16 protein-coding genes are annotated in these 21,106 nt (G+C 21.9%); 3 read left to right on the forward strand and 13 right to left on the reverse strand.

The genetic code is table 11. The annotated features are described in order from the left end of the window. Window positions 1-32: 32 nt before the first annotated feature. The 10 genes from MDPP_RS00340 to MDPP_RS00385 all read right to left on the reverse strand — a co-directional run bounded on the left by MDPP_RS00340 (window position 33) and on the right by MDPP_RS00385 (window position 11,102). On the reverse strand, window positions 33-1,001 hold the full coding sequence (locus tag MDPP_RS00340; RefSeq protein ID WP_144658217.1) for a DHH family phosphoesterase: 969 nt from the start codon (window positions 999-1,001) through the stop codon (window positions 33-35). A 90-nt stretch (window positions 1,002-1,091) separates the two neighbouring features. Next, window positions 1,092-2,654, reverse strand: a complete 1,563-nt coding sequence (locus tag MDPP_RS00345) for an ABC transporter substrate-binding protein (RefSeq protein WP_186390717.1) — start codon at window positions 2,652-2,654, stop codon at window positions 1,092-1,094. Further along, window positions 2,638-3,543 (reverse strand): carbohydrate ABC transporter permease, encoded by a 906-nt coding sequence (locus MDPP_RS00350; protein ID WP_144658219.1) that lies wholly within the window; start codon window positions 3,541-3,543, stop codon window positions 2,638-2,640. The genes MDPP_RS00345 and MDPP_RS00350 overlap by 17 nt, the downstream gene beginning before the upstream one ends. Window positions 3,544-3,553: 10 nt before the next feature. Next, window positions 3,554-4,489, reverse strand: a complete 936-nt coding sequence (locus MDPP_RS00355; RefSeq protein ID WP_144658220.1) for a carbohydrate ABC transporter permease — start codon at window positions 4,487-4,489, stop codon at window positions 3,554-3,556. Then, on the reverse strand, window positions 4,490-5,584 hold the full coding sequence (locus MDPP_RS00360; protein WP_144658221.1) for an ABC transporter ATP-binding protein: 1,095 nt from the start codon (window positions 5,582-5,584) through the stop codon (window positions 4,490-4,492). 34 nt (window positions 5,585-5,618) lie between these two features. Beyond that, window positions 5,619-7,028, reverse strand: coding sequence for an asparagine--tRNA ligase (gene asnS, locus MDPP_RS00365; protein ID WP_144658222.1), 1,410 nt, complete (start codon window positions 7,026-7,028; stop codon window positions 5,619-5,621). Window positions 7,029-7,422: 394 nt separating this feature from the next. Next, entirely contained in the window at window positions 7,423-8,295 is an 873-nt protein-coding gene (locus MDPP_RS00370; protein ID WP_144658223.1) for a deoxyribonuclease IV, read from the reverse strand. Next, on the reverse strand, window positions 8,288-9,550 hold the full coding sequence (locus tag MDPP_RS00375) for a DEAD/DEAH box helicase (RefSeq protein ID WP_144658224.1): 1,263 nt from the start codon (window positions 9,548-9,550) through the stop codon (window positions 8,288-8,290). The genes MDPP_RS00370 and MDPP_RS00375 overlap by 8 nt, the downstream gene beginning before the upstream one ends. 451 nt (window positions 9,551-10,001) lie before the next feature. Further along, window positions 10,002-10,418: a transcription antitermination factor NusB gene (locus MDPP_RS00380; RefSeq protein ID WP_144658225.1), complete on the reverse strand. Its 417-nt coding sequence runs from the start codon at window positions 10,416-10,418 to the stop codon at window positions 10,002-10,004. A 51-nt stretch (window positions 10,419-10,469) separates the two neighbouring features. Continuing rightward, window positions 10,470-11,102, reverse strand: a complete 633-nt coding sequence (locus tag MDPP_RS00385) for a superoxide dismutase (RefSeq protein ID WP_144658226.1) — start codon at window positions 11,100-11,102, stop codon at window positions 10,470-10,472. A gap of 817 nt (window positions 11,103-11,919) precedes the next feature. On the opposite strand from MDPP_RS00385, the gene eno reads away from it, so the two are divergent. From eno to MDPP_RS00400, 3 genes are all read left to right on the forward strand, one after another. Further along, on the forward strand, window positions 11,920-13,215 hold the full coding sequence (gene eno, locus MDPP_RS00390; protein ID WP_144658227.1) for a phosphopyruvate hydratase: 1,296 nt from the start codon (window positions 11,920-11,922) through the stop codon (window positions 13,213-13,215). Between the two features lie 168 nt (window positions 13,216-13,383). Next, entirely contained in the window at window positions 13,384-14,913 is a 1,530-nt protein-coding gene (gene gpmI, locus MDPP_RS00395) for a 2,3-bisphosphoglycerate-independent phosphoglycerate mutase (protein ID WP_420885455.1), read from the forward strand. Between the two features lie 248 nt (window positions 14,914-15,161). Next, a complete protein-coding gene (locus MDPP_RS00400; RefSeq protein WP_144658228.1) occupies window positions 15,162-16,178 on the forward strand; it encodes a hypothetical protein in 1,017 nt (338 codons plus the stop codon). A 271-nt stretch (window positions 16,179-16,449) separates the two neighbouring features. On the opposite strand, the gene acpS is transcribed toward MDPP_RS00400, so the two are convergent. The 3 genes from acpS to argS all read right to left on the reverse strand — a co-directional run bounded on the left by acpS (window position 16,450) and on the right by argS (window position 21,010). Continuing rightward, the gene (acpS, locus tag MDPP_RS00405; protein WP_144658229.1) at window positions 16,450-16,791 is read right to left on the reverse strand and encodes a holo-ACP synthase; all 342 of its coding nucleotides are present in this window, start codon (window positions 16,789-16,791) and stop codon (window positions 16,450-16,452) included. Window positions 16,792-17,240: 449 nt separating this feature from the next. Continuing rightward, window positions 17,241-19,253, reverse strand: coding sequence for an NAD-dependent DNA ligase LigA (ligA, locus tag MDPP_RS00410; RefSeq protein WP_144658230.1), 2,013 nt, complete (start codon window positions 19,251-19,253; stop codon window positions 17,241-17,243). Window positions 19,254-19,303: 50 nt separating this feature from the next. Beyond that, a complete protein-coding gene (gene argS / locus MDPP_RS00415; protein WP_144658231.1) occupies window positions 19,304-21,010 on the reverse strand; it encodes an arginine--tRNA ligase in 1,707 nt (568 codons plus the stop codon). Window positions 21,011-21,106: the final 96 nt, after the last annotated feature.

The raw sequence follows: 21,106 nt of genomic DNA on the forward strand, positions 1-21,106 counted from the left end.
TCATTATTTTTTTTCAAAGAATCATTTTTGATTTAGATGTTATGAAATTCGTTAATAGATCGTTGTATTAATTTAATAATTAATTTAATTTCTTCTTCTTTATTTATACGAATACCACAAGCTCTGTAATGTCCACCACCTCCAAATTGGCGAGCAATATGATCTATTCTTGGGCCTAGAGAACGAATACTTATTCTCCATTGTTTTTCAAATATTTCAATAATAAACCCCCACACAGGATAATCTGGAATATAACCTAAAATATTTAAAACAGAAAAAATTTCATTAATATTTAAATCAAATTTAGATAATAAAGAAAAAGGCATTTTAAAATAAATAAAGCCATTGTCTATTATAAAATTCTGATATACATAACCTTTAAATTTTAAAATCTCGATTTTTTGTGCATTGATTTTTTGATCAATTTCAAAAACATTTAATCCGTATTTAGATAATAAAACGGATGCTATTCTTAAAGTATTTCCGTTGACTCTTTCAAAACGAAAATGACCTGAGTCAGTAATCATACCTACATATATAGACAAAGCTCCTTTTTTACTTAATTGGAAATTAACATATTCTTTAAAAGAATAAATCATTTCAGAGCAAGAAGAAAAATTATTATCAATCCATTCTAAATCACCAATATTTTCTACAAATAAATGGTGATCTATCCGAATAATCATTTGTCCTAACTTATATTTAGGATCAAAAATGACTCTGCTTTGGCCACAGTCCACAATGAACACCAAAGCATTTTGGTATTCATTGTCTGATATTTGATCCATTTGTCCTAAAAAAAATAAATTTGGATTATCTTCGCCTACTGCATAAACTTTTTTATGAATAAAAGTTGTTTGAATAATATCTTTTAATCCTAACTGTGAACCATAACAATCACCATCAGGATTTCTATGACCGTGAATTATAATAGTGTCGAATTTTTCGATTTGTTTTTTAATATTTTTTAAAATTTTATCTTTTTTTGATATAAATTGCATCTTACATTAATACCTTTTTTATATTGATTAAATAATTTTTGTTTTTTTATATAATTAAAATATTATAAATAAACAAATATAATCAATATTTTAATTATTTATAATTATTTCGGAAAATTTTTTGAATAAATATTCAGTTTCTTTAGATACATCATTTTCATTATTAGTATCTATAGATAAAACTTTATTAAATAAATATTTTAAACAAATTCTTAAAACTCCAGAATTTTCAAAAGAAATATTTTCAAAAAATTTATGTTTGTCATGATGGTTATAGAGAAATTGAATATATTTATATTGTAATAATTCTGTTGATAATTCAACTTTTTGATTTTGAGGTTTTATTTCGTTTATTGTTGTCTCTAATTTTTTGATTTTTTCTACAACAGAATGTTTTGGAAAAATTTTTTCTTCTAATTCTTTTAATACTTTTGGTTTTACAATAGAAATACCACCTTTTTGTTTAAAAAAATATTCATATGTTTCAGAAGATGTTAATTTTTTTAAAAATAACCAAGAAGCTAACATTTCATCTTGTTTATCTGAATAAAATAAATTAATATTAGATCCTTGAGAAATACATTTAGTGTTCTTAGAATTAAAAGTAGGAGTTTGAGTGATTTCGATATTTCCTGAATTATTATAAAATGAATTTACTCTCCTTGAAGAAGTAATAAACATAGCAATTCTTTCATTATAAAACAAATCTTTATTGTCAGAAATAGTACTTAATTGAGAAGTAGTTAAATAACCTTTATTATAAAGTTCTTTAAAATATATAGGTATTTCGTGTACTGTTTTGTTTTCTAGAAAACCTTTAACTTCATTTTTGTCTTTAGGGTATTTTAAATTTTTGTCTTCTTCTTCATTTTTTTGCATATAAGAAGCTATAAATAAATTTGATTCACTATCAACCAGAATGGGAATAAAATTTTCTTTTTTTATTTTTTCAGATATTTTTTTTATGTCGTCCCAAGTTAATTGTTGTGGTTTTATTTTTCCTTCATCAGTAATTAATTCTTTAAAATCATTATGAATTTTTTTAAAAACATTTCTATCATAAAACATCACTTCTGTAGTTTTCAAAAGAGGTAAATAATAATAATGTGCTTTCTTATCATATTCTTGTTTTAATTCCATTTTTTGGCGAAAATCATCATAAAAAGTTTGATCATAATATTGTTCGTCTTTTTCCGCATATATAAAAATATCTAATGGAACTATTTTGTGAGAAGAAGAAAAGAAATGTATATGATCAGGATAAGAAAGAACTAAATTAGGTTGTTTATTTACAGGAAGAGCATTTGAAACACTTTTAATAAGTTGAGACCAATAACCTTTATGAATAGAAATTACTTCTATTCCTGGGTATTCTTTTTCGAATTCTTGAATAATATCTTTCAAAATTTTTTCTTCATTTGGATAAAAATTATGCCAAAAAACAATTTTTGTTTTCTTCGCAGGATTACTAAAATATTGTTTTGAATTTGGTAAATTTTGTTTAACAAACTTTTCCAAAACATCATATTTGTTTTTGAAAGTACTTACGCTTTCAGAATCCTTAAATGCATTTGTTATTATAATGAATAATATTAAAACAAGAAAAAAAAGAACCAAAAGAAAAAAATTTTTTATATTATCCTTTAATACCACTATTATGTTCTCCCGAAATAATATAATTTTTAAAAATAATAAAAACAAACAATAAAGGTAAATTGATTAAAACCGAAGAAGCCATTTGAAGATTCACATCGCCAATTCCTGTTTCAGGATCGAATGCTTTCCGAGACATATTAGTTAATAATTCTGCTCCAATTAATTCAGGCCAAGTGTAAGCGTTCCATGCGGATACCAACCTAAAAATCATAATAATAATTATAGTAGGTTTAGTGATTGGAACTAAAATTTTCCATAAATATTGCCAATTCGTTGTTCCATCAATTTTAGACGTATAATACAATTCTTTTGGAACACTGTTGAATGTATTAATTAATAATAAAACATATACTGCATTGACTAAGAAAGGCAAAATCATTGCCAAATAAACACCACCATTGATAGAAGAATCTTTGCCAGTATTAACCCAATTAAAATAAGAAACAGTTCGATAATTAAACAAAACCGAAATTTCGTTAGGAATCATCAAACTTAAGACGAATAACATTAATATTACTGTTCTTGACTTAAATGTTAAAATACTTAAAGCAAAAGCACTAAGAATACACAAAAAAAGACTTAAACTTGTAGAAAAGAAAACCATTATAAATGTATTTTTAAAATACTTCAAAAAATCAGAAGAAAAAACTTTTGTATAATTGGAAAAAAACCAACCTTCTTTAGGAAAAGATAAAACATTATTTTTAACAATATCCCCAGAACTTTTTAAAGAAAGAATTATCATTAAATAAAAAGGTAAAATCATTAACATTAAACCTAAAATTAAAAATAAATATTTTGTAATAAACCAAAAATCAATTTTTTTCACTTGTAATTTAATATTTTGTAAAATTTTTTTAAAATATATTTTTTTATTATTATTCATTTTTTATAACTTAATAATTAATTTTCTTTTTAGAAATATAAAAACTTATGGCTATAAATAAAACAGAAATAAAGAATAAAACTATAGAAGCTGCTGCTCCTTTTGAATAAGAATTTATACTTGAACTAGATAATTGATTATAAATATACATTACTATAGTTTGCATTTGAGGATCTGCATCTTGGCCTAAAACACCTATAATAGATTCATATTCTTTAAAAACAGCTAATATTTCGATAACAAATTGATAAAAAATAACAGGAATTAATAAAGGTAGAGTAATCTTTGTAAAAATACGCCACTTTGAAGTACCATCTACTTTAGCAGCATCATAATATGATTTGTTAATATTTTGTAAAGCTAAAACGAAAACAAAAACTTTAAAAGAAATCCTTGACCAAGTATTATAAAATATTAAAGCAAAAAATTTATGACTACTAGGAGCACTAAATCCTACCCAATTTCTTGATTTTATGCCAAAAATACTTAAAAAATAATTAAATAAACCTTCAGGTTTGTCAGTAAAAATACCATTATTATAGTAAAAAAAAACACTAAAAACCATACCCATAACAACAACATTAGAAATTAAAGGTAAAAAAAAGAAAGTTTTAAAAAAGTTTTTAAAAAATAAATTTTTAATACTATTTAGAATTAAAGCGATAATTAAAGATATTGTTAAAGATATAGGAACTATAAACAAAACTAAAATTAAAGTATTAACAATAGAAATCTTAAAATATAAATCTTGAAAAATCATTTTGTAACTCATTAAACTAAAAAAAGATTTTAATTCAAAAGTATCATTAAATTTATCATAACTAGAATTAAAAGAAATTAAAAAATTTTTTGTTAAAGGATAAAAAGTAAAAATAGTTAGAATAATTAAAGATGGTAATAAATAATACCAATGTTTATTGTTTTTATGACCTACAATTTCAAACATTTAAAAAATCCTGCCACGATGAATTTTATCAAACAGAAAATATCTATTGCCTAAAATATTAAAACGAATTTTTTTCTTGTTAACATTGAATAAATCAAAAAATTTTTGTTTTTCATTAAGAATAACAATTTTAAAATTAGAATATAAAGAATTTTTATGTTTAGCTAATAAAATAATTTCTCTTCCTAAATTTTCAATAGCTATACCTTCTACTTCAAAAATACCATTAGAATCTAGAACATATCCTTCAGGTCTGATTGCTATATATATTTCTTTTTTAATATGCTTAATTTTAGAATTATAAAAAATATTTGTTTCACCTATTTTAACTTGGCCGTTGTCTAATTGACCATGAAAAACAGAAATATGAGGAACTCCTAAAAAAGAAGCTACAAATAAATTTGAAGGATTATCATAAATCTCTTTCGGAACATCTATTTGTTGAATTTTTCCTTTTTCCATTACACAAATTTTATCACTAATAGACATTGCTTCTTCTTGATCATGTGTTACAAAAACAGCAGTAGTTTTAGTTTTTTTTTGGATTCTTCTAATTTCTTCTCTCATTCTCAAACGAAGTCGAGTATCTAAATTAGATAAAGGTTCATCTAATAATAATATTTTGGGGTTTTTAATCAAAGCTCTCGCAATTGCTACTCTTTGTTGTTGTCCACCAGAAAGTTCAGAAGGTTTCTTGTCTAAATATTCTTCAATAGACGCTAAAATAGCAATTTTTTGCACTTCTTCTTCGATCTTTTGATTAGATATTCTTTTATTTTGTAAAGGAAACATAATATTCTTTTTAACTGTCATATGAGGATACAAAGAATAGTTTTGAAAAACAAGACCTACTCCTCTTTTTTCAGGAGGTAGATTAGTAACATTCTTTTCTTCAAAAAAAATATTTCCTTCAGTTACATCGATTAAACCTGCAATCATATAAAGAATAGTTGATTTCCCACAACCCGAAGGACCTAAAATAGTTACCATCTCGCCTTTTGGAATCTTTAAATTTGCTTTTTCTACAGCATATTGTTTTGTTTTATTACTTTTAGTAAAAAAAAATTTAGAAACATTCTCTAATATTATGCCCATAATAAATAAAATCCTTCAATTCAATCAATATTTTTTAAAAAAAAGCATTCCCAGGAGTTCTTGGAAAAGCAATAACATCTTTAACATTATCTAAGCCTGTTAAAAAAATCAATAATCTTTCAAAACCAACACCAAATCCTGAATGAATACAGCTCCCGAATCGACGTAAATCTAGATACCATTCTAACTCTTCATAAGCAATATTAAATTCTTTCATTTTATTAATTAAAACTTCTAATTTTTCTTCTCTTTGTGAACCTCCGATCAATTCACCTACTTTAGGTACTAATAAATCCATAGCAGCCACTGTTTGATGATCAGAATTGTCTTTCATATAAAAAGCTTTAATATTTCTAGGCCAATTTATAATAAAAATAGGTTCTTGAAAATATATTTCAGTTAAAAATTTTTCGTGTTCATTAAATAAATCACTACCAAAAAAAGGTTTATTTTCAAAAAGATCTTGATTATTTATCAAAATTTTAATAGCTTCTTTATAATCAATCTGTTTTATTTTTTCTAAAAAAGCTATTTTTTCTAATCTAGAAATCAAATTAAATTCTCCGTTTTTTTCTAAAAATAAAAAATCTTCAATATTATTCTTTAAACAATATTTAATAATTTGTTGTAATAATTTTTGTGCCAAATTTATAATTTTTTGTAAATCACAAAAAGCTTCTTCTACTTCTATCATCCAAAATTCAGAAATATGACGTGGAGTATTAGAATTTTCGGCCCTAAAAACAGGACCAAAAGTATAAACTTTTCGTAAAGATGTTGCAAAAGCTTCAGCTTCTAATTGTCCCGTAACTGTTAAAAAAGTTTTTTGTCCAAAAAAATCTTTTTTATAATCTACTTTTTTATTTTGATCAAAAGGTATTTTTTCTAAATCAAAAGAAGTTACCTTAAATAATTCTCCTGCTCCTTCTCCATCGCTAGTTGTAATAATAGGAGTAGCAATATTAAAAAATGCTTCTTTTCGAAAAAAATCGTTTACTGCATAATAAACGGTACTTCTGATTCTAAAAATAGCTCCAAAAAGTTTCGTTCTTAATCTTAAATGTGCGTTTTGTCTTAAAAAAGCTTTAGAATGTTTTTTAGTTTGAATAGGATAATCAGAATAATTTTTTCCTAAAATGATAATTTCTTTAGCTAATATTTCAATTTTTTGTTCTTCTGTTTTTGATTTAACTAAATAACCTTTTATTTGTAAAGAGATACCAATTTGTAAATTATTTTTGATTTCATTAACAATATTATTAAAATCATCTATTCTATAAACTATTTGTAAATCATCTAATGAAGTACCATCATTCAAATCTAAAAAAACCATTTTTTTTTGACAACGTCTATTTTTTAACCAACCTTCGATTAAAATTGATTGATTTAAATAAATTACATATTTATCGTAAAGTTCCTTGATAGATTTTACTCTTTTGAACAAACAATTTTGCCTCGATTTCTTGAATTTCTTTAAATTTATTTTAAAAAATTATAATATAAAATCGAATTTAAAACAAAATTCAAAAATATAAAATTATACTTATATTAATATAAAAAAATATCTAGAAATTTTTAAATTAATCAAATTATATTTCAATATTTTAATTTTCTTATCATTTCCCTTTATTTTTTACATTAAAAGAAAAAAATCTAATTAATTTTAATCTTTAACCATTCACTCTAAATTATATTTGTTTTTTTCTAAAAACATAAATAAAAGTCAATTAAATTACAAAAGTATTTTAATTACTTTGTTTTTATATATAATTTAATATAAAAATAAAAACAAATCTAAAATATATTTGAATTTAATGAAATATATGAATTTTTTATTTTTAATTTTTCAAATTTGGGTTAAATTGTTTTTGTTTGATCATCTTGATTTCTTCTTTATAAGGAGATAAACCTTTAATAAAAGGAGTTTCTAAAATTTTCGGTACAAAAATAAATAAAGGATGATAAATAATTTTCATTAAAGCTTCAAATCCTATTTGACCATATCCGATATTTTCATGTCGATCTTTTTTGCTTCCTAAAACATTTTTGGAATCATTAATATGAAAAACTGTTATATATTTTAAACCGATAATAGAATCAAATTCTTGTAGAATATACTCTAAATTATCTTTAATATCATAACCTGAATCAAAAACATGACAAGTATCAAAACAAACACTAATTCTTTGTGGTTCTAGAATTAAAGAAATAATATCTTTTAATTCTTGAAAAACAAAACCTATTTCATTGCCTTTACCAGCCATAGTTTCTAATGCTATTTTCACTTTTGAATGACGGGTATTATATAAAATCTGATTAATTCCATCAGCAATTAAATGAATTGCTTCTTTCCTATTTTGAGAAATAGCGTTACCAGGATGCATAACCATTTGACTAATTTTTAATTTTGCAAAACGATTTAATTCTTCTGTTAAAAATTTAATAAAAAATTCTCTTTTTAATGTATTAGGATTAGCTAAATTAACAATATAAGGGGCATGACCGACCAAATCTTTGAAAATAAAATTATGTTTTTGCATTTCTATTAAAGTTTCAGAAACATAAGCTTTTTTTAAATCTATTCTTTGAGTATTTTGAGGTGCACCTGTATAAATCATAAAAGTATTGGCACCAAAAGAAATAGATTGTTTTAAAGATTCAAAATACATTAAAGGTTTTTTAAAAGATACATGACTGCCTATTTTAATCATTTCTTTTTTTCTTTCCTTTATTTTTTATTTTAAATTTTATATTTTTTTTGTTTTTGTCTTTATACGCAAAATAATCTTTTGTTTTATTTTGATTTTCAATAAATTTATTTTTCTTATATATCTGATTATGATTATTTTTCGAGAGATTTTTTTTATTTTTTTCTTGAAAACCATTTTTAGTTAAAATAATTTTTTGAAAATCAATATTATTTATTTTTTTGATTTTTTGTAAAGAATTTTGATCTTCTATGTCGTAAAATATAACAACATTTCCTTTTTTATTCATTCTTCCGGTTCTACCACTTCGATGCATAAAAAATTCTATATTTTTTTTTGGTAAATCATAATGAATCACCCAAGAAACATCTAAATCTAATCCTCTAGACATTAAATCACTAGTTAAAATATATTGATATTTCATTTTTTTAATTTCTAAAATATATTGTTTTCTTTTTTTTACGGATAAATCAGAAGAAAAATTTAAAATTTTTAAATTATATTGTTTTAAAAAATTATAAATTTTTGTTTGTTCTTGTTTTTTAGAAACAAAAATCAAAGATAAATAAGGATTTAAATTGATTAATAAATGTTTTAAATCATTTAGACGTTTTTGAATAGGACTTTGTAAAATAAAATATTTTAAATTTAATTTATGTTGTGAATTAACATCTAAAAATAAAGATTTACCAAAATATTTATTAATAAAAGGTTGCATGGCTATTGTTATAGAAGCAGAAAATAATAAAATTTTAGGATTCCATTTTTTTAATAAAACATCTAATGAATTTAAAGATTTTTGATCAAATAACATATCAGCTTCATCTAAAACCAAAAAAGAAGCTGTACAAATATTTATTTTTTTTAAAATATGTGAATATTCATATAACTTATCTAAGGTCGTGATTAAAATATTAGGTTGTTTTTTTTCTAAAAATAAAGATATTTTCTTTTTATCCATGCCTCCGTAAAAAATTTTGATTTGAGAATTTCTTATTTCAAATTCTTTTAACATAAGGAATATTTGAAAAACTAATTCATTGGTAGGAATAACGATAATAGCTTGTATAATATTTTTATTCCAATCTATTTTGCTAAGAATTGGTAATAAATAAGCATGTGTTTTTCCTGTTCCGGTTGGCGATATTCCTATTAAATTATAAGGTTGATGAAATTTCAAAAATAATTCTTTTTGGATAGGAGTTACTACAGAAAATTTTAATTGTTTTAATTTTTGAGTAATGTAATTATTATACATTTTTTAAATATCCTTTAATTTTTTATTAAATTTTGATTTTTCTATTTCAAAAAAATATTATAGAATATATCACATATATTTATTTTTTATTTGTTCAAATTTAAAATTTCATCTATAATAAATATAGAATTTTTTTTATTTTTATTATTTTTTATAAAAAATCAAGTTTTATAAATTTGTTAATTTAAAGTGAGAAATATGAAAAATTCGAATCCAAAAAATAATAATAAAGATAAAAAAAAATTTCAAACAATTAAAAATAATCAAAAACATAAATACAATAAAAAAAAAATTCCCTGGTCAAAAATAATAATTTATATTTTGATATTTATTTTGCTATTCTTACCTTTAATAATCGCAATAATACAATTAAAAGAAATATAAAAATTTTAATTTAAATATGATTTATTAAAATATATTCAATGAAAATATTTAAACGAGCTTTTAATAACTAAAAGCTCGTTTTTTTTATATAATTATTATCTCTAATGTCTTCATAAATTAATTGTAACAACTTATTATTAAATTTACATTGTTTATTTTCTTCTAAACAAGTGAATTTCCTAGTTAATTCAATTGCTTCATTAATAATAATTCTATAAGAAACTTTTTTTTCTAATAATTCTAAAGTAGCTAAGCGAATAATAGCTTTATCTACCTTATTTAATCTATTTATTTGATAATTATACAAATTTTTTTCAATAATTCGATCTATAATAGAAATATTATCAATAATATACTGAAACAATGGTATATTTTCGGGAACATTACTATTATATTTTTTTAATTCTTCTTGGTAAAAATCATATTGATAAAGACTTTGAATAATATCTTCCTTTAATTTTTTTTTGATTTTAATAGGCCACATAAAATTTTTTTACAATTCATTTTTTGAAAATTCAAAAATAACTAATCTTTTTTAAAAAGCTGAATTAGAAATTAAAGCTTCTTGTAAATTTTTATCTACTTGATTCCAATTAATAACATTATAAAAAGCTTCTATGTAATCAACACGACGATTTTGATAACTTAAATAATAAGAATGTTCCCAAAGATCTATGGCTAAAAGAGGGTGTCCTTCATCTAACGGTGTATCTTGATTAGAAGTAACAACAATTTTTAATTGATTTTTAAAATCTAAAATTAACCATGTCCAACCACTACCAAAAAGATTTTTAGCTTGCAAAAGAAATTGATTTTTAAAATTTTCTAAATTACCAAAATTTTCTTTAACTAATTTTTTTAATTGAATAGTTTCATCATAATCATTTGAATTAGATAATTTTAAAATTTTCCAAAAAAAAGTATGATTAAAATATCCCCCTCCATTATTCCTTACAAGAATTCTAATATCTTCAGGTATTAAACTTAAATTTTTTAATAAAAAATCTAAATCATATATTAATTGAGGATATTTACTTAAAGCACTGTTTAAATTATCTGTATAATTTTGATGATGTTTTAAGTAATGTATTTCCATAGTTTTTTTATCAATAAAAGGTTCTAAAGCATCATAATTATAATTTAATTTAGGTAATTGATAAATTTTCATATTCTAAAATATAATAATCCTTTCTTACGAACGATAACTAATACATATTTTATTAAATAAAATAAAAAATAATTATTTTAATTATTTTCTTGAAACAAAAAAATAACATAAAAATGAAAAAATAAAAGTAATTAGGTAAGAATTTTTTTTTCGATAATAAAATAATATAATGCTAAAATAATACAACTATATATTTTATTAGAATTATATACTTTTAACTTTTTTATTTTAATTTTAATTTCATTTTTGAATATATAAATACTCAAAAGTATTATAACATTTTTTTATTTGGTTCTGTTCCATTTTAATGGAACCAGCAAGAAGATAAAAAAAATAAAGTCAAATTTATTTTAGTTTGACTTTTTTCTTTTAGCGAACTAAACACTTTTTAGAAATAAAATAATTTTCAAAAATTACTTCTTATCTTCTAAAAAATTAATTCCGACGCTAATAAAGATTTTTTTTGCAAAATTTCTTTTATAAAATTAATGATATTTTTTTATTATAAAAATGATCTTTTTGCAAAAAAGATAATTTTTTCTTTTGAAAAAATTGTTTTGTAGTTTCAGGAATAATTATCATTTGAAATTTCTTTAATCAAAAAATAACATTATCTAAATATTTAGGGAAAAAGATAATAAATTTTATTACATAAAAAAATAATGTTAAAATAAATATATCAATTATATATAATTAATAATTAATTTATGTTGATAGAATATAGAATCAATTTAATATTAAAATATTAATAATAATTAAAAAAATAAAAAAATATTTTTTTACATTTAAATCAAAAAATAATAAGGAGTTTTTATCAATGCCACATATAGAAAATATCTTAGCTCGAGAAATTTTAGATTCTAGAGGAAATCCTACAATAGAAGTAGAAGTGTATACATATTCGGGTTATTTCGGAAGAGCCATAGTGCCTTCTGGAGCTTCTACAGGAAAATATGAAGCGGTTGAATTAAGAGATCATGATTCAAAAAGATTTTTGGGAAAAGGAGTTTTACAAGCGATTAAAAACATTGATGAAATAATTAAACCTGCCTTAAAAGATAATTATTCAGTTTTAGAACAAAACAAAATAGACAAATTATTGATTCAACTTGACAACACTTATAATAAATCTAAATTAGGAGCTAATGCTGTTTTAGGAGTTTCTTTGGCTTGCGCAAAAGCGGCTGCTAATCATCTTGGATTAGAACTATATCAATACATAAGTGGAATACAACCTAAACAAATGCCTGTTCCAATGATAAACATAATCAACGGTGGCGCTCATGCTTCTAATAATATTGATTTTCAAGAATTTATGATTTTACCAACAGGAGCTCCTAATTTTAAAGAAGCTTTGCGTTATGGTACAGAAATTTTTCATCATTTAGGAAAAATTTTAAAACAAAAAGGATATCCGACTACTGTGGGAGATGAGGGCGGATATGCTCCAAATTTGAATTCAAACGAAGAAGCTTTTCAGATAATTATGGAGTCTATCCAAAATGCAGGTTATATACCAGGAAAAGATATTTTTTTAGGATTAGATGCCGCTTCATCAGAATTTTATGATGAAAAAAAGAAAAAATATATTTTAAATTCTGAAAATAACAGTTTTTTCACAAGCGAAGAATTAATTTCCTATTATACAAAACTAATTGATAAATATCCTATTATTTCTATTGAAGATGGACTTGATGAAAATGATTGGCTTGGATGGCACATTTTAACAAAAAAAATAGGTAAAAAAATTCAATTGGTAGGTGATGATTTATTTGTAACAAATACTCAAAAACTATCTCAAGGAATCGACCAACAAGTAGCTAACTCTATCTTGGTTAAATTAAATCAAATAGGAACTTTAACAGAAACTTTAGAAACTATCGAAATGGCAAAAAAAGCTTCTTATACAGCTATTATTTCTCATCGAAGCGGAGAAACCGAAGACACTACTATAGCTGATTTAGTTGTAGCTACGAACACAGGTCAAATTAAAACAGGTTCTTGTTCTCGTACAGATCGTATTGCTAAATATAATCAATTATTAAGAATTGAAGAAAAAATAGGTAATATTCCTTATTTAGGTATTAAAAATTTTTATAATTTAAAAAAATAATATTCATTATTAATCCAAAATAATTAATTTAAAAATCTCATAACTAACAAATAATACCATATTTTCTTAATAAGAAAATTAAATAATATTATATATGAATAAAAAAAATATTAATATATGTAAAATATATAAAAATATTTTTATAACTAAAAAAGGAGTTTTGTGATTATGTTTGATTTTGTAGGACTAATTATTTTAGATGGTTTGGGTTTATCTAAAAAAAAAGAAGATAATGCTTTTTATTTAGCAAAAACACCTTATTTAGATTACCTCTTTAAAAACTTTCCTAATACTACTTTAAAAGCTTCAGGGGAAGAAGTAGGTTTGCCAAAAGATCAAGTAGGAAATAGCGAAGTAGGCCATATTAATTTAGGATCTGGAAGAGTTGTTTATCAATCCTTAACACAAATTAATAAATCTATCCATGACAAAACTTTTTTTAATAATGAAAAATTTTTAAAAGCAATAGAACATGTTAAAAAAAATAATAGTAAAATGCATCTTTTAGGATTAGTTTCTGATGGTGGTATTCATTCACATATCGATCATTTTATAGCTTTATTTGATTTATTAAAAAAATATAATTTAGAAAAAAAAACATATTTACATGCTTTTATGGATGGAAGAGACGCAGATCCTAAATCAGGTATTTATTATATAAAATATTTAATAGATTATGGTGTTCAAATTGCTTCTATTTCAGGAAGATATTATGGTTTAGATCGAGATAATAATTGGGATCGTATTAATTTAGTTTATAATATGTTGACATCTAAAAAAAATAACTTTGTCAATTCTCCTTTAAAAGGTATTGCAAATTCTTATAAAAAAGGAATTACAGATGAGTTTATTAAACCTTTTATTTCTAATTATAACGGCTTAATTGAAGATAATGATAGTGTTATTTTTGTAAATTTTCGTTCTGATCGTGCTATGCGTTTAGCAACAGCATTATCCAATCCTTCTATGACTTCTTATTTTTCTTCCGAAGGAAAAATTAATTTTCAAGGTGAAAAATTAATTCATAATCTTTGTTTAGTAACAATGACACAATATTCTCCTCAAGTAAAGGCAATGGTAGCTTTTGAAAAAAATAAATTAAAAAATACTTATGGCGAAATTATTTCTAAATTAGGATTAAATCAATTAAGAATTGCAGAAACAGAAAAATATCCTCATGTCACTTTCTTTTTTGATGGCGGAAAACAAATTAATTTAGAAAAAATAGATCATGTTTTAATACCTTCCCCTAAAATAAAAACTTATGATTTAAAACCTGAAATGAGCGCTTTAGAAATTGCTGCTACCGCTAAAAAATTAATTTTATCTAAAAAATATCAAACTATGATTTTGAATTTTGCTAATCCTGATATGGTAGGGCATACAGGTTATCTCGAAGCAACTATTAAAGCAATAGAAACAATAGATAATTGTTTAAGAGAAGTTGTTATAGCTATTTTATCTATTAAAGGTAAAGCTTGTATTGTAGCTGATCATGGAAACGCAGAACAAATGAAAGATACAAAGGGAAATCCACATACAGCTCACACTTCTAATTTAGTTCCTTTTATTATAACAGATAAAACAATTTGTTTAAAAAACGGTTCTTTATGCGATGTTGCGCCAACTTTATTAGAATTGATGAAAATAACTAAACCAAAAGAAATGACAGGCAAAAGCTTAATTCAAAAAATGTAATAACACAATATTTCAAAAATAAAAATTAATACAATTTAATATTTTTTTATATTATTTCATGAAAATATAGATATTTAAATTGTTTTATTTTTGGATTTTAAAATATCAAAAAAATCATTATTATCTATTTATGATAAAATGTTAATATGATATAATCCATTAGGATATTATTATATTATTTTTATTAAAATAATAGTAATTAATAATATTTTTCAAAAACTCATAATAGAAAAGAAAAAATAAAAATATTGAAAGAATCTAAAAAAAATATTTTTTTATTTAAAAAAATATTTTTTCATCTAACATATTATTTTTTAATATTTTTTATATTAATTTTTAATTTAAATTTTAAAAATAAAATTTTTGGAATAGCAAATTTTGAGACTATCGAAACTTTAAAAGAACAAATCAACGAAAAGAAAGAATGGGCTGAAAGAGAACTACGTAATACAAAACAAATACAGGAAGAATTAAAAACCAAAAACATCGAAACAGAAACCAATTTAGATAAAATAAAATCAAGTTTAAACGACGATAAAAACGCACAAGATTCATTCATTTATAAATTTAACCAAGAAGAAGAAAAATTAATAAGAATAAAGCAAAACGGGAACAAAGAAGAGCAACAAGAAGAAATTAATGAAATTCAAGACAACTACAAAAAATTGTTAAAAGATTATAAAATCATTATTTCACAAATTAAACAATATAAAGCTGAAACACAAAAAAAATTATTATATGACACAAAAGCATTAAATGATGAAATTTTGGCAGAATTAGAAAAATTTGCAAACTTAAGTGAAAAAGAAAAAACACTAGAGATGCTGACAAATATCAAACAAAAAACATTAGATCTTGAAAAAGATAAATTATACGAAGAAACTGAAAAAAATTTTAAAGAAACTGAAGAAGAATTAAAGAACGTAATAGACAATAAAGAAGCAGAATTCGATATTGATAAAGAAATGGAAATTAATAACAAATTTAATAGATCTGAATTAAATTTTCAGAAAATTTTTCAAAAATATAAAGATTTAGAAAAAACAATAAAAAATTTTTTTAAATATATTTTCCAATTTGAAGAAACAGATAACAAAATAGAAAAAATAAATTTTTTAAACAATCAATTAAATACAATAAAAAATTCACAAAATATTTTTTTAATTATTTTAATTTGTATTATTATTAGTTATTTTTACATAATTTTTATTATAAATAATAAAAAAAATCTAAATAACATAAATACAAAGAAAAACATCCAATAAAATATTTTAAATCAAAAGAAATATTTATAAATAAAAAAAAGAGTTAAATTAATTACTCTTTTTTTTATAAAGTAATTGAAAATGAATTAATACATATAAACTAAAAATATTCTAAATTATATTTAGATCAAATTTAAAAAATTTTTTTATTTAAAAAATATAATATCACAAATATTTTTTAATAATATCGATAATTTTTTAATATAATTATTTATATGTTTTTAAAATTATATATTAATTCGCTAAATACAATGATATAAAAAATATAATATTAAAATAATATAACAAAAGCTAAAGCATAATTTTCGCTATGAGTAATAGAAATCATAATTCGAGGATTAGAAATATTTTCTACATAAGGAAATCCAGAAACAATATCATTTAAAATCGACCAATCGCGATAATTATTTTTTAAATCGCCTCTTTGATAAGCTTTAAAAATAGCTTCTTTTGCTGCCCATCTGCCAGCTAAAAAACTATATTTTTTTTCCATATGGCGAATTTGTTGATAAATATCAATTTCTTTTAAAGATAAAACACGATTAACTATTTTTTGCATACCTATTGTTTTTATTCTATAAATTTCAACTAAATCAATGCCAATATTTTTCATTTTTATATTTTTAGACCTTTTTATTAACAAAATTTTTTTAAATAAATTGAATTAGAATTATTTTTTTCAAAAAAAATATTATATTATTTTATATATAAATAATGCTATTATCACCTTGGATATTTGGCCGCTGAAAGATGCGAACAGCGCGGATCAATAGAGAATTGTTAAAATCCATCACAAAAAAAAGGTAAGGGACCAAAACTGACGTAATATCTTGAACAAAAAACAAAGAAATTATGCAAAAAATGCCACCAAAGAATTACAAATCAACAAATTAAAAACATAAAATTATTTGAAAAGCAGTATAAATTACCTAGCAATAGATATTTAATCCCCTAAAAAAGAATATTATTGAAAGCCGTGTACTTGGAAAATTGTTCACACGATTTGGAGCGGGGCTAGTTTTGTAATAAAAGGTGAGATACAAATCTTGCTAATAAACACATCTAATCTACCGATATTAATGATGATAAAATATTTTCAAATTTTTGTTCATTTAGAATTTTAATTTTTAAATTCTTGGCTTTATTTAATTTGGAACCACTATTATGACCGCAAATTAAATAATCAGTATTGGAAGAAACATTATTAATAACATGAGCGCCACATTGTTCTAAAATCATTATTATTTTTTTTCTAGAATAAAAACGAAAACTACCTGTTATAGATATTTTTTTATTTTGAAATAAACTATTATTCAAAATATTAAAATCTTTTTTTTGTAAATCAGAAATAACTTTTTTTTGTTCTAATAATTCAATTTCTTTAAGATTATTTTCGTTTTTAAAATATTGATAAACACTTTCAGCTATCTTAGTTCCTATTTCAGGAATAATTGAAATTTCTTCATAAGTAGCTTTTTTTAAATTATTTATATTTTTGAATTTATAAGTTAATAATTTAGCGATTTTTATGCCTACATGTCTAATACCTAAACCAAATAAAAATCTATCGAAAGTTTGAAATTTACTTTTTTCTAAAGATTTAAGAATATTATCTATCTTTTTCTTACCGAAATTAAACAAATTTTCTAATTCATCTATTTTTTGTTGTAAATCGTATAAATCAGAAATTTTTTTGATAAAACCTTTTTGAAATAATAAAATTAAATTTTTTTTTCCTAAAAAATTAATATCCATCGCTTCTTTAGAAGTAAAATGAATAATTTTTTTAATTGTTTTCTCTGAACATTTTTCGTTAAGACAAAAATAATCTACTTCATGCTTATTTCTTTTTAATTCGCTATTACAAAAAGGACAATTTTGAATCATTTCGAAAGATTTAGAATCATTGGTTCTTTTTTCTTTAACTACTTCAATAATTTCTGGAATAATAGATCCTGTTTTATGAACTAAAACTGTATCATTAACGCGAATATCTTTTATCTTAATATAATCATAATTATGCAGTGTTGCTTTTGAAACCAAACTGCCTCCTATAATGATGGGCGATAAATGTGCTAAAGGAGTAACCATCCCTGTACGACCTACTTGAAAACTAATATTTATTATCACAGTAGTATTCTTAATAGAACTAAATTTATAAGCAATAGCCCATTTAGGAAATTTTGTTGTATAACCGATAATAGAATGTGATTCTAATTCATTAATTTTAATAACCACACCATCTGTGTCATAAGGTAATTCTTTTTTTAAATGATAATAATAATCAATTTTTGTTTTTAATTTATCGAAAGAATCAATAACTTCATAATAAGAATTAACAGAAAAATTCATTTTTTTTAAAAAAATTAAAGATTCTTCTTGAGTTGTAATATAATTAGGAGGATTAACGATTAAATAAAAAAAAGAAAATAAATTTCTTTGTGCTACTATTTGAGAATTTAAATGGCGTAAGGTACCTGAAGCAGCATTTCTAGGATTAGAAAATAACGTCTTGCCTTTTTTTTGTTGCATGTAATTTAATTTTTGAAAAGAATTATGATCAAATAGAATTTCTCCTCTAACTTCTAAATCTATTTCGTGCGATAATTTTAAAGGAATACTTTTAATAGTCTTGACATTTTCTGTAATTAATTCTCCAAAATCTCCATTACCTCTGGTTAAAGCTTGTTCTAAAATTCCTTTTTTATATTTTAAACTAATGGCAACTCCATCTATTTTTAATTCAGTAATGAAACTAAAATTAGTCACTTTTTTCCGAAGACGTTTATTAAAATCCTTTAATTCTTGAAAATTAAAAACATTATCTAAAGATAACATTGGTACATCATGTTTCATTTTATTAAATTTAACACTTAACCCCCCGCCCACTTTAAAAGTAGGACTATAAGGCAATTTATATTGAGGATATTCTTTTTCTAACAAGATTAGTTCTTTTAACAAAGCATCATATTGATGATCAGTTAAAATTGTATTATTTAAATTATAATATTCATGATTAGCTTGATGTAATTGATCTGTCAAAATTTTAATTTTATTTTGTATCGAAAATTCCATATTTAATACCTAATATAATTTTTATTATTTTATTTATAAAAAAATTTGTTTTACATTTTTTCTAAAACAGGTATACCTAAAATACGTAATCCTTCTTTTAAAACAATTGCAACTGCTTTCATTATAAGAATATTAGATTCTTGTAAAATAAGATTATTAATAACTAAAATTTTTTCTTGATTATAAAATTTATTTGTGTTTTGAGCTAATAACAAAAGATATCTAGCAAAAATACTAGGCATATTTTTATTTTTACTTTTGTTTAAAGTAACTGAAAATTGATCCATCAATTTAATCAAAATAAAATAATGATTTTTTTGATAATAAACATTCATTTTTGACCAATTATATTCGTGTAATTTTTTTTTATCATAATTTTTCGAAATAATAGAATTTAATCTAACAATAGTATATTGTAAATAAGGACCTGTATTACCTTCGAATTGTACCATTTTTTTTAAATCAAATTCAATATCTAAATGACGATCATTTTTCAAATCATTAAAAACAATAGCTCCAATAGCTATTTTTTGTGCTATTTTTTTAAGTTCTATTTTATTAGAATTATTATTTTTATTTTTCATAAAATTGACTGCTTCATCAATAGTTTTTTGAAGTATATCAATAAATTTATAATTATGATTCTTTCGAGTAGAAATTTTTTCATTTTGGAATAAAACTAAACCAAAATTAATATGTTCTATGTTTAATTCAGAATATCCTATTTTATTTAAAACTTGTTTTAATTGTTGATAATGTAATTTTTGTTCATTTCCTACAAAATATAAACATTGATGAAAATTAAATTTTTTATAACGATATAAAACACAAGCTAAATCCCTTGTTAGATAAAGAGTGCTACCGTTATCTTTTTGTAATAAAGCAGGTGGGATGTGATTATCTAAAGGGATAATATAAGCTTTTTTATCTAAAAATAATAAATTTTTTTTTATTAATTGTTTCAATAATTTTAGAGCTTTTGTATGAAAAAAAGATTCGCCTGTATAAAAATCAAAAGAAACATTTAATAAATTATAGATTTTTTTAAATTCTTTTAAAGAAATATTTTTAAACCATCTCCATAAAGATAAAATATCTTTATTTTTGTTTTCAAGTTGATAAAAAATAAATTTCGCTTCTCGATTTAATTCTTCGTTTTTTTCTGATTTTTCATGAAACATAATGTAAAGTTTTTGTAATTCATCAATAGATTTTTTTAAAATACTATCTTTAGAACTCCATTTTTGATAAGCTAAAATTAGTTTCCCAAATTGAGTGCCCCAATCCCCTAAATGATTAATACTTACAGTTTGAAAACCTAATTTTTGATAAACATTTTTCATAGCATTACCAATAACGGTAGAACGTAAATGACCAATAGAAAAATTTTTAGCAATATTAGGAGAAGAATAATCTAAAACAATAACTTTATTTTTTTGTTTTTCTTGACCATAATTATTTTTTTGTACAATAATATCTGTTAAAATTTTTTGACTAAAACAATTTCTATTTAATTTAATATTCAAAAAACCATTTTTAAAAAAAATATTTTCGATTTCTTCTAAAATAATTATTTTTTGTTTAAATTTTTCGAAAATTTCTAATAAATCTATATTAAAAATTTTTTGGTATAAAAACAACGGCAAACATAAATCAAAGTTTTCTTTTTCTTTAGGGTTATTTTTCAAAAATACAAAAATATTATATTCTTTCTTAAGAATATTTTTTATTTTTTCTTCAATTTCTTTTAAATACATAAATAACTTTATTATCCTATTTTTATAATTTTTATATTTATTAAAATAAAAAATGAAAAAAATAATATTATGGTATAAAAAATATTAAAACAATTA

Origin of the sequence: Candidatus Phytoplasma pini (genome assembly GCF_007821455.1) — a bacterium.
GTDB classification, from domain to species: domain Bacteria; phylum Bacillota_I; class Bacilli_A; order Acholeplasmatales; family Acholeplasmataceae; genus Phytoplasma; species Phytoplasma pini.

What these genes read in the sequence shown, in the direction of transcription:
- MDPP_RS00360 (WP_144658221.1), bottom strand. Translation starts at nt 5,584, where the DNA reads ATGGGCATAATATTAGAGAATGTTTCTAAATTTTTTTTTACTAAAAGT.
- gpmI (WP_420885455.1), top strand. Translation starts at nt 13,384, where the DNA reads ATGTTTGATTTTGTAGGACTAATTATTTTAGATGGTTTGGGTTTATCT.
- argS (WP_144658231.1), bottom strand. Translation starts at nt 21,010, where the DNA reads ATGTATTTAAAAGAAATTGAAGAAAAAATAAAAAATATTCTTAAGAAA.
- MDPP_RS00340 (WP_144658217.1), bottom strand. Translation starts at nt 1,001, where the DNA reads ATGCAATTTATATCAAAAAAAGATAAAATTTTAAAAAATATTAAAAAA.
- MDPP_RS00350 (WP_144658219.1), bottom strand. Translation starts at nt 3,543, where the DNA reads ATGAATAATAATAAAAAAATATATTTTAAAAAAATTTTACAAAATATT.
- MDPP_RS00355 (WP_144658220.1), bottom strand. Translation starts at nt 4,489, where the DNA reads ATGTTTGAAATTGTAGGTCATAAAAACAATAAACATTGGTATTATTTA.
- MDPP_RS00375 (WP_144658224.1), bottom strand. Translation starts at nt 9,550, where the DNA reads ATGTATAATAATTACATTACTCAAAAATTAAAACAATTAAAATTTTCT.
- ligA (WP_144658230.1), bottom strand. Translation starts at nt 19,253, where the DNA reads ATGGAATTTTCGATACAAAATAAAATTAAAATTTTGACAGATCAATTA.
- MDPP_RS00385 (WP_144658226.1), bottom strand. Translation starts at nt 11,102, where the DNA reads ATGAAAATTTATCAATTACCTAAATTAAATTATAATTATGATGCTTTA.
- MDPP_RS00380 (WP_144658225.1), bottom strand. Translation starts at nt 10,418, where the DNA reads ATGTGGCCTATTAAAATCAAAAAAAAATTAAAGGAAGATATTATTCAA.
- eno (WP_144658227.1), top strand. Translation starts at nt 11,920, where the DNA reads ATGCCACATATAGAAAATATCTTAGCTCGAGAAATTTTAGATTCTAGA.
- MDPP_RS00370 (WP_144658223.1), bottom strand. Translation starts at nt 8,295, where the DNA reads ATGATTAAAATAGGCAGTCATGTATCTTTTAAAAAACCTTTAATGTAT.
- acpS (WP_144658229.1), bottom strand. Translation starts at nt 16,791, where the DNA reads ATGAAAAATATTGGCATTGATTTAGTTGAAATTTATAGAATAAAAACA.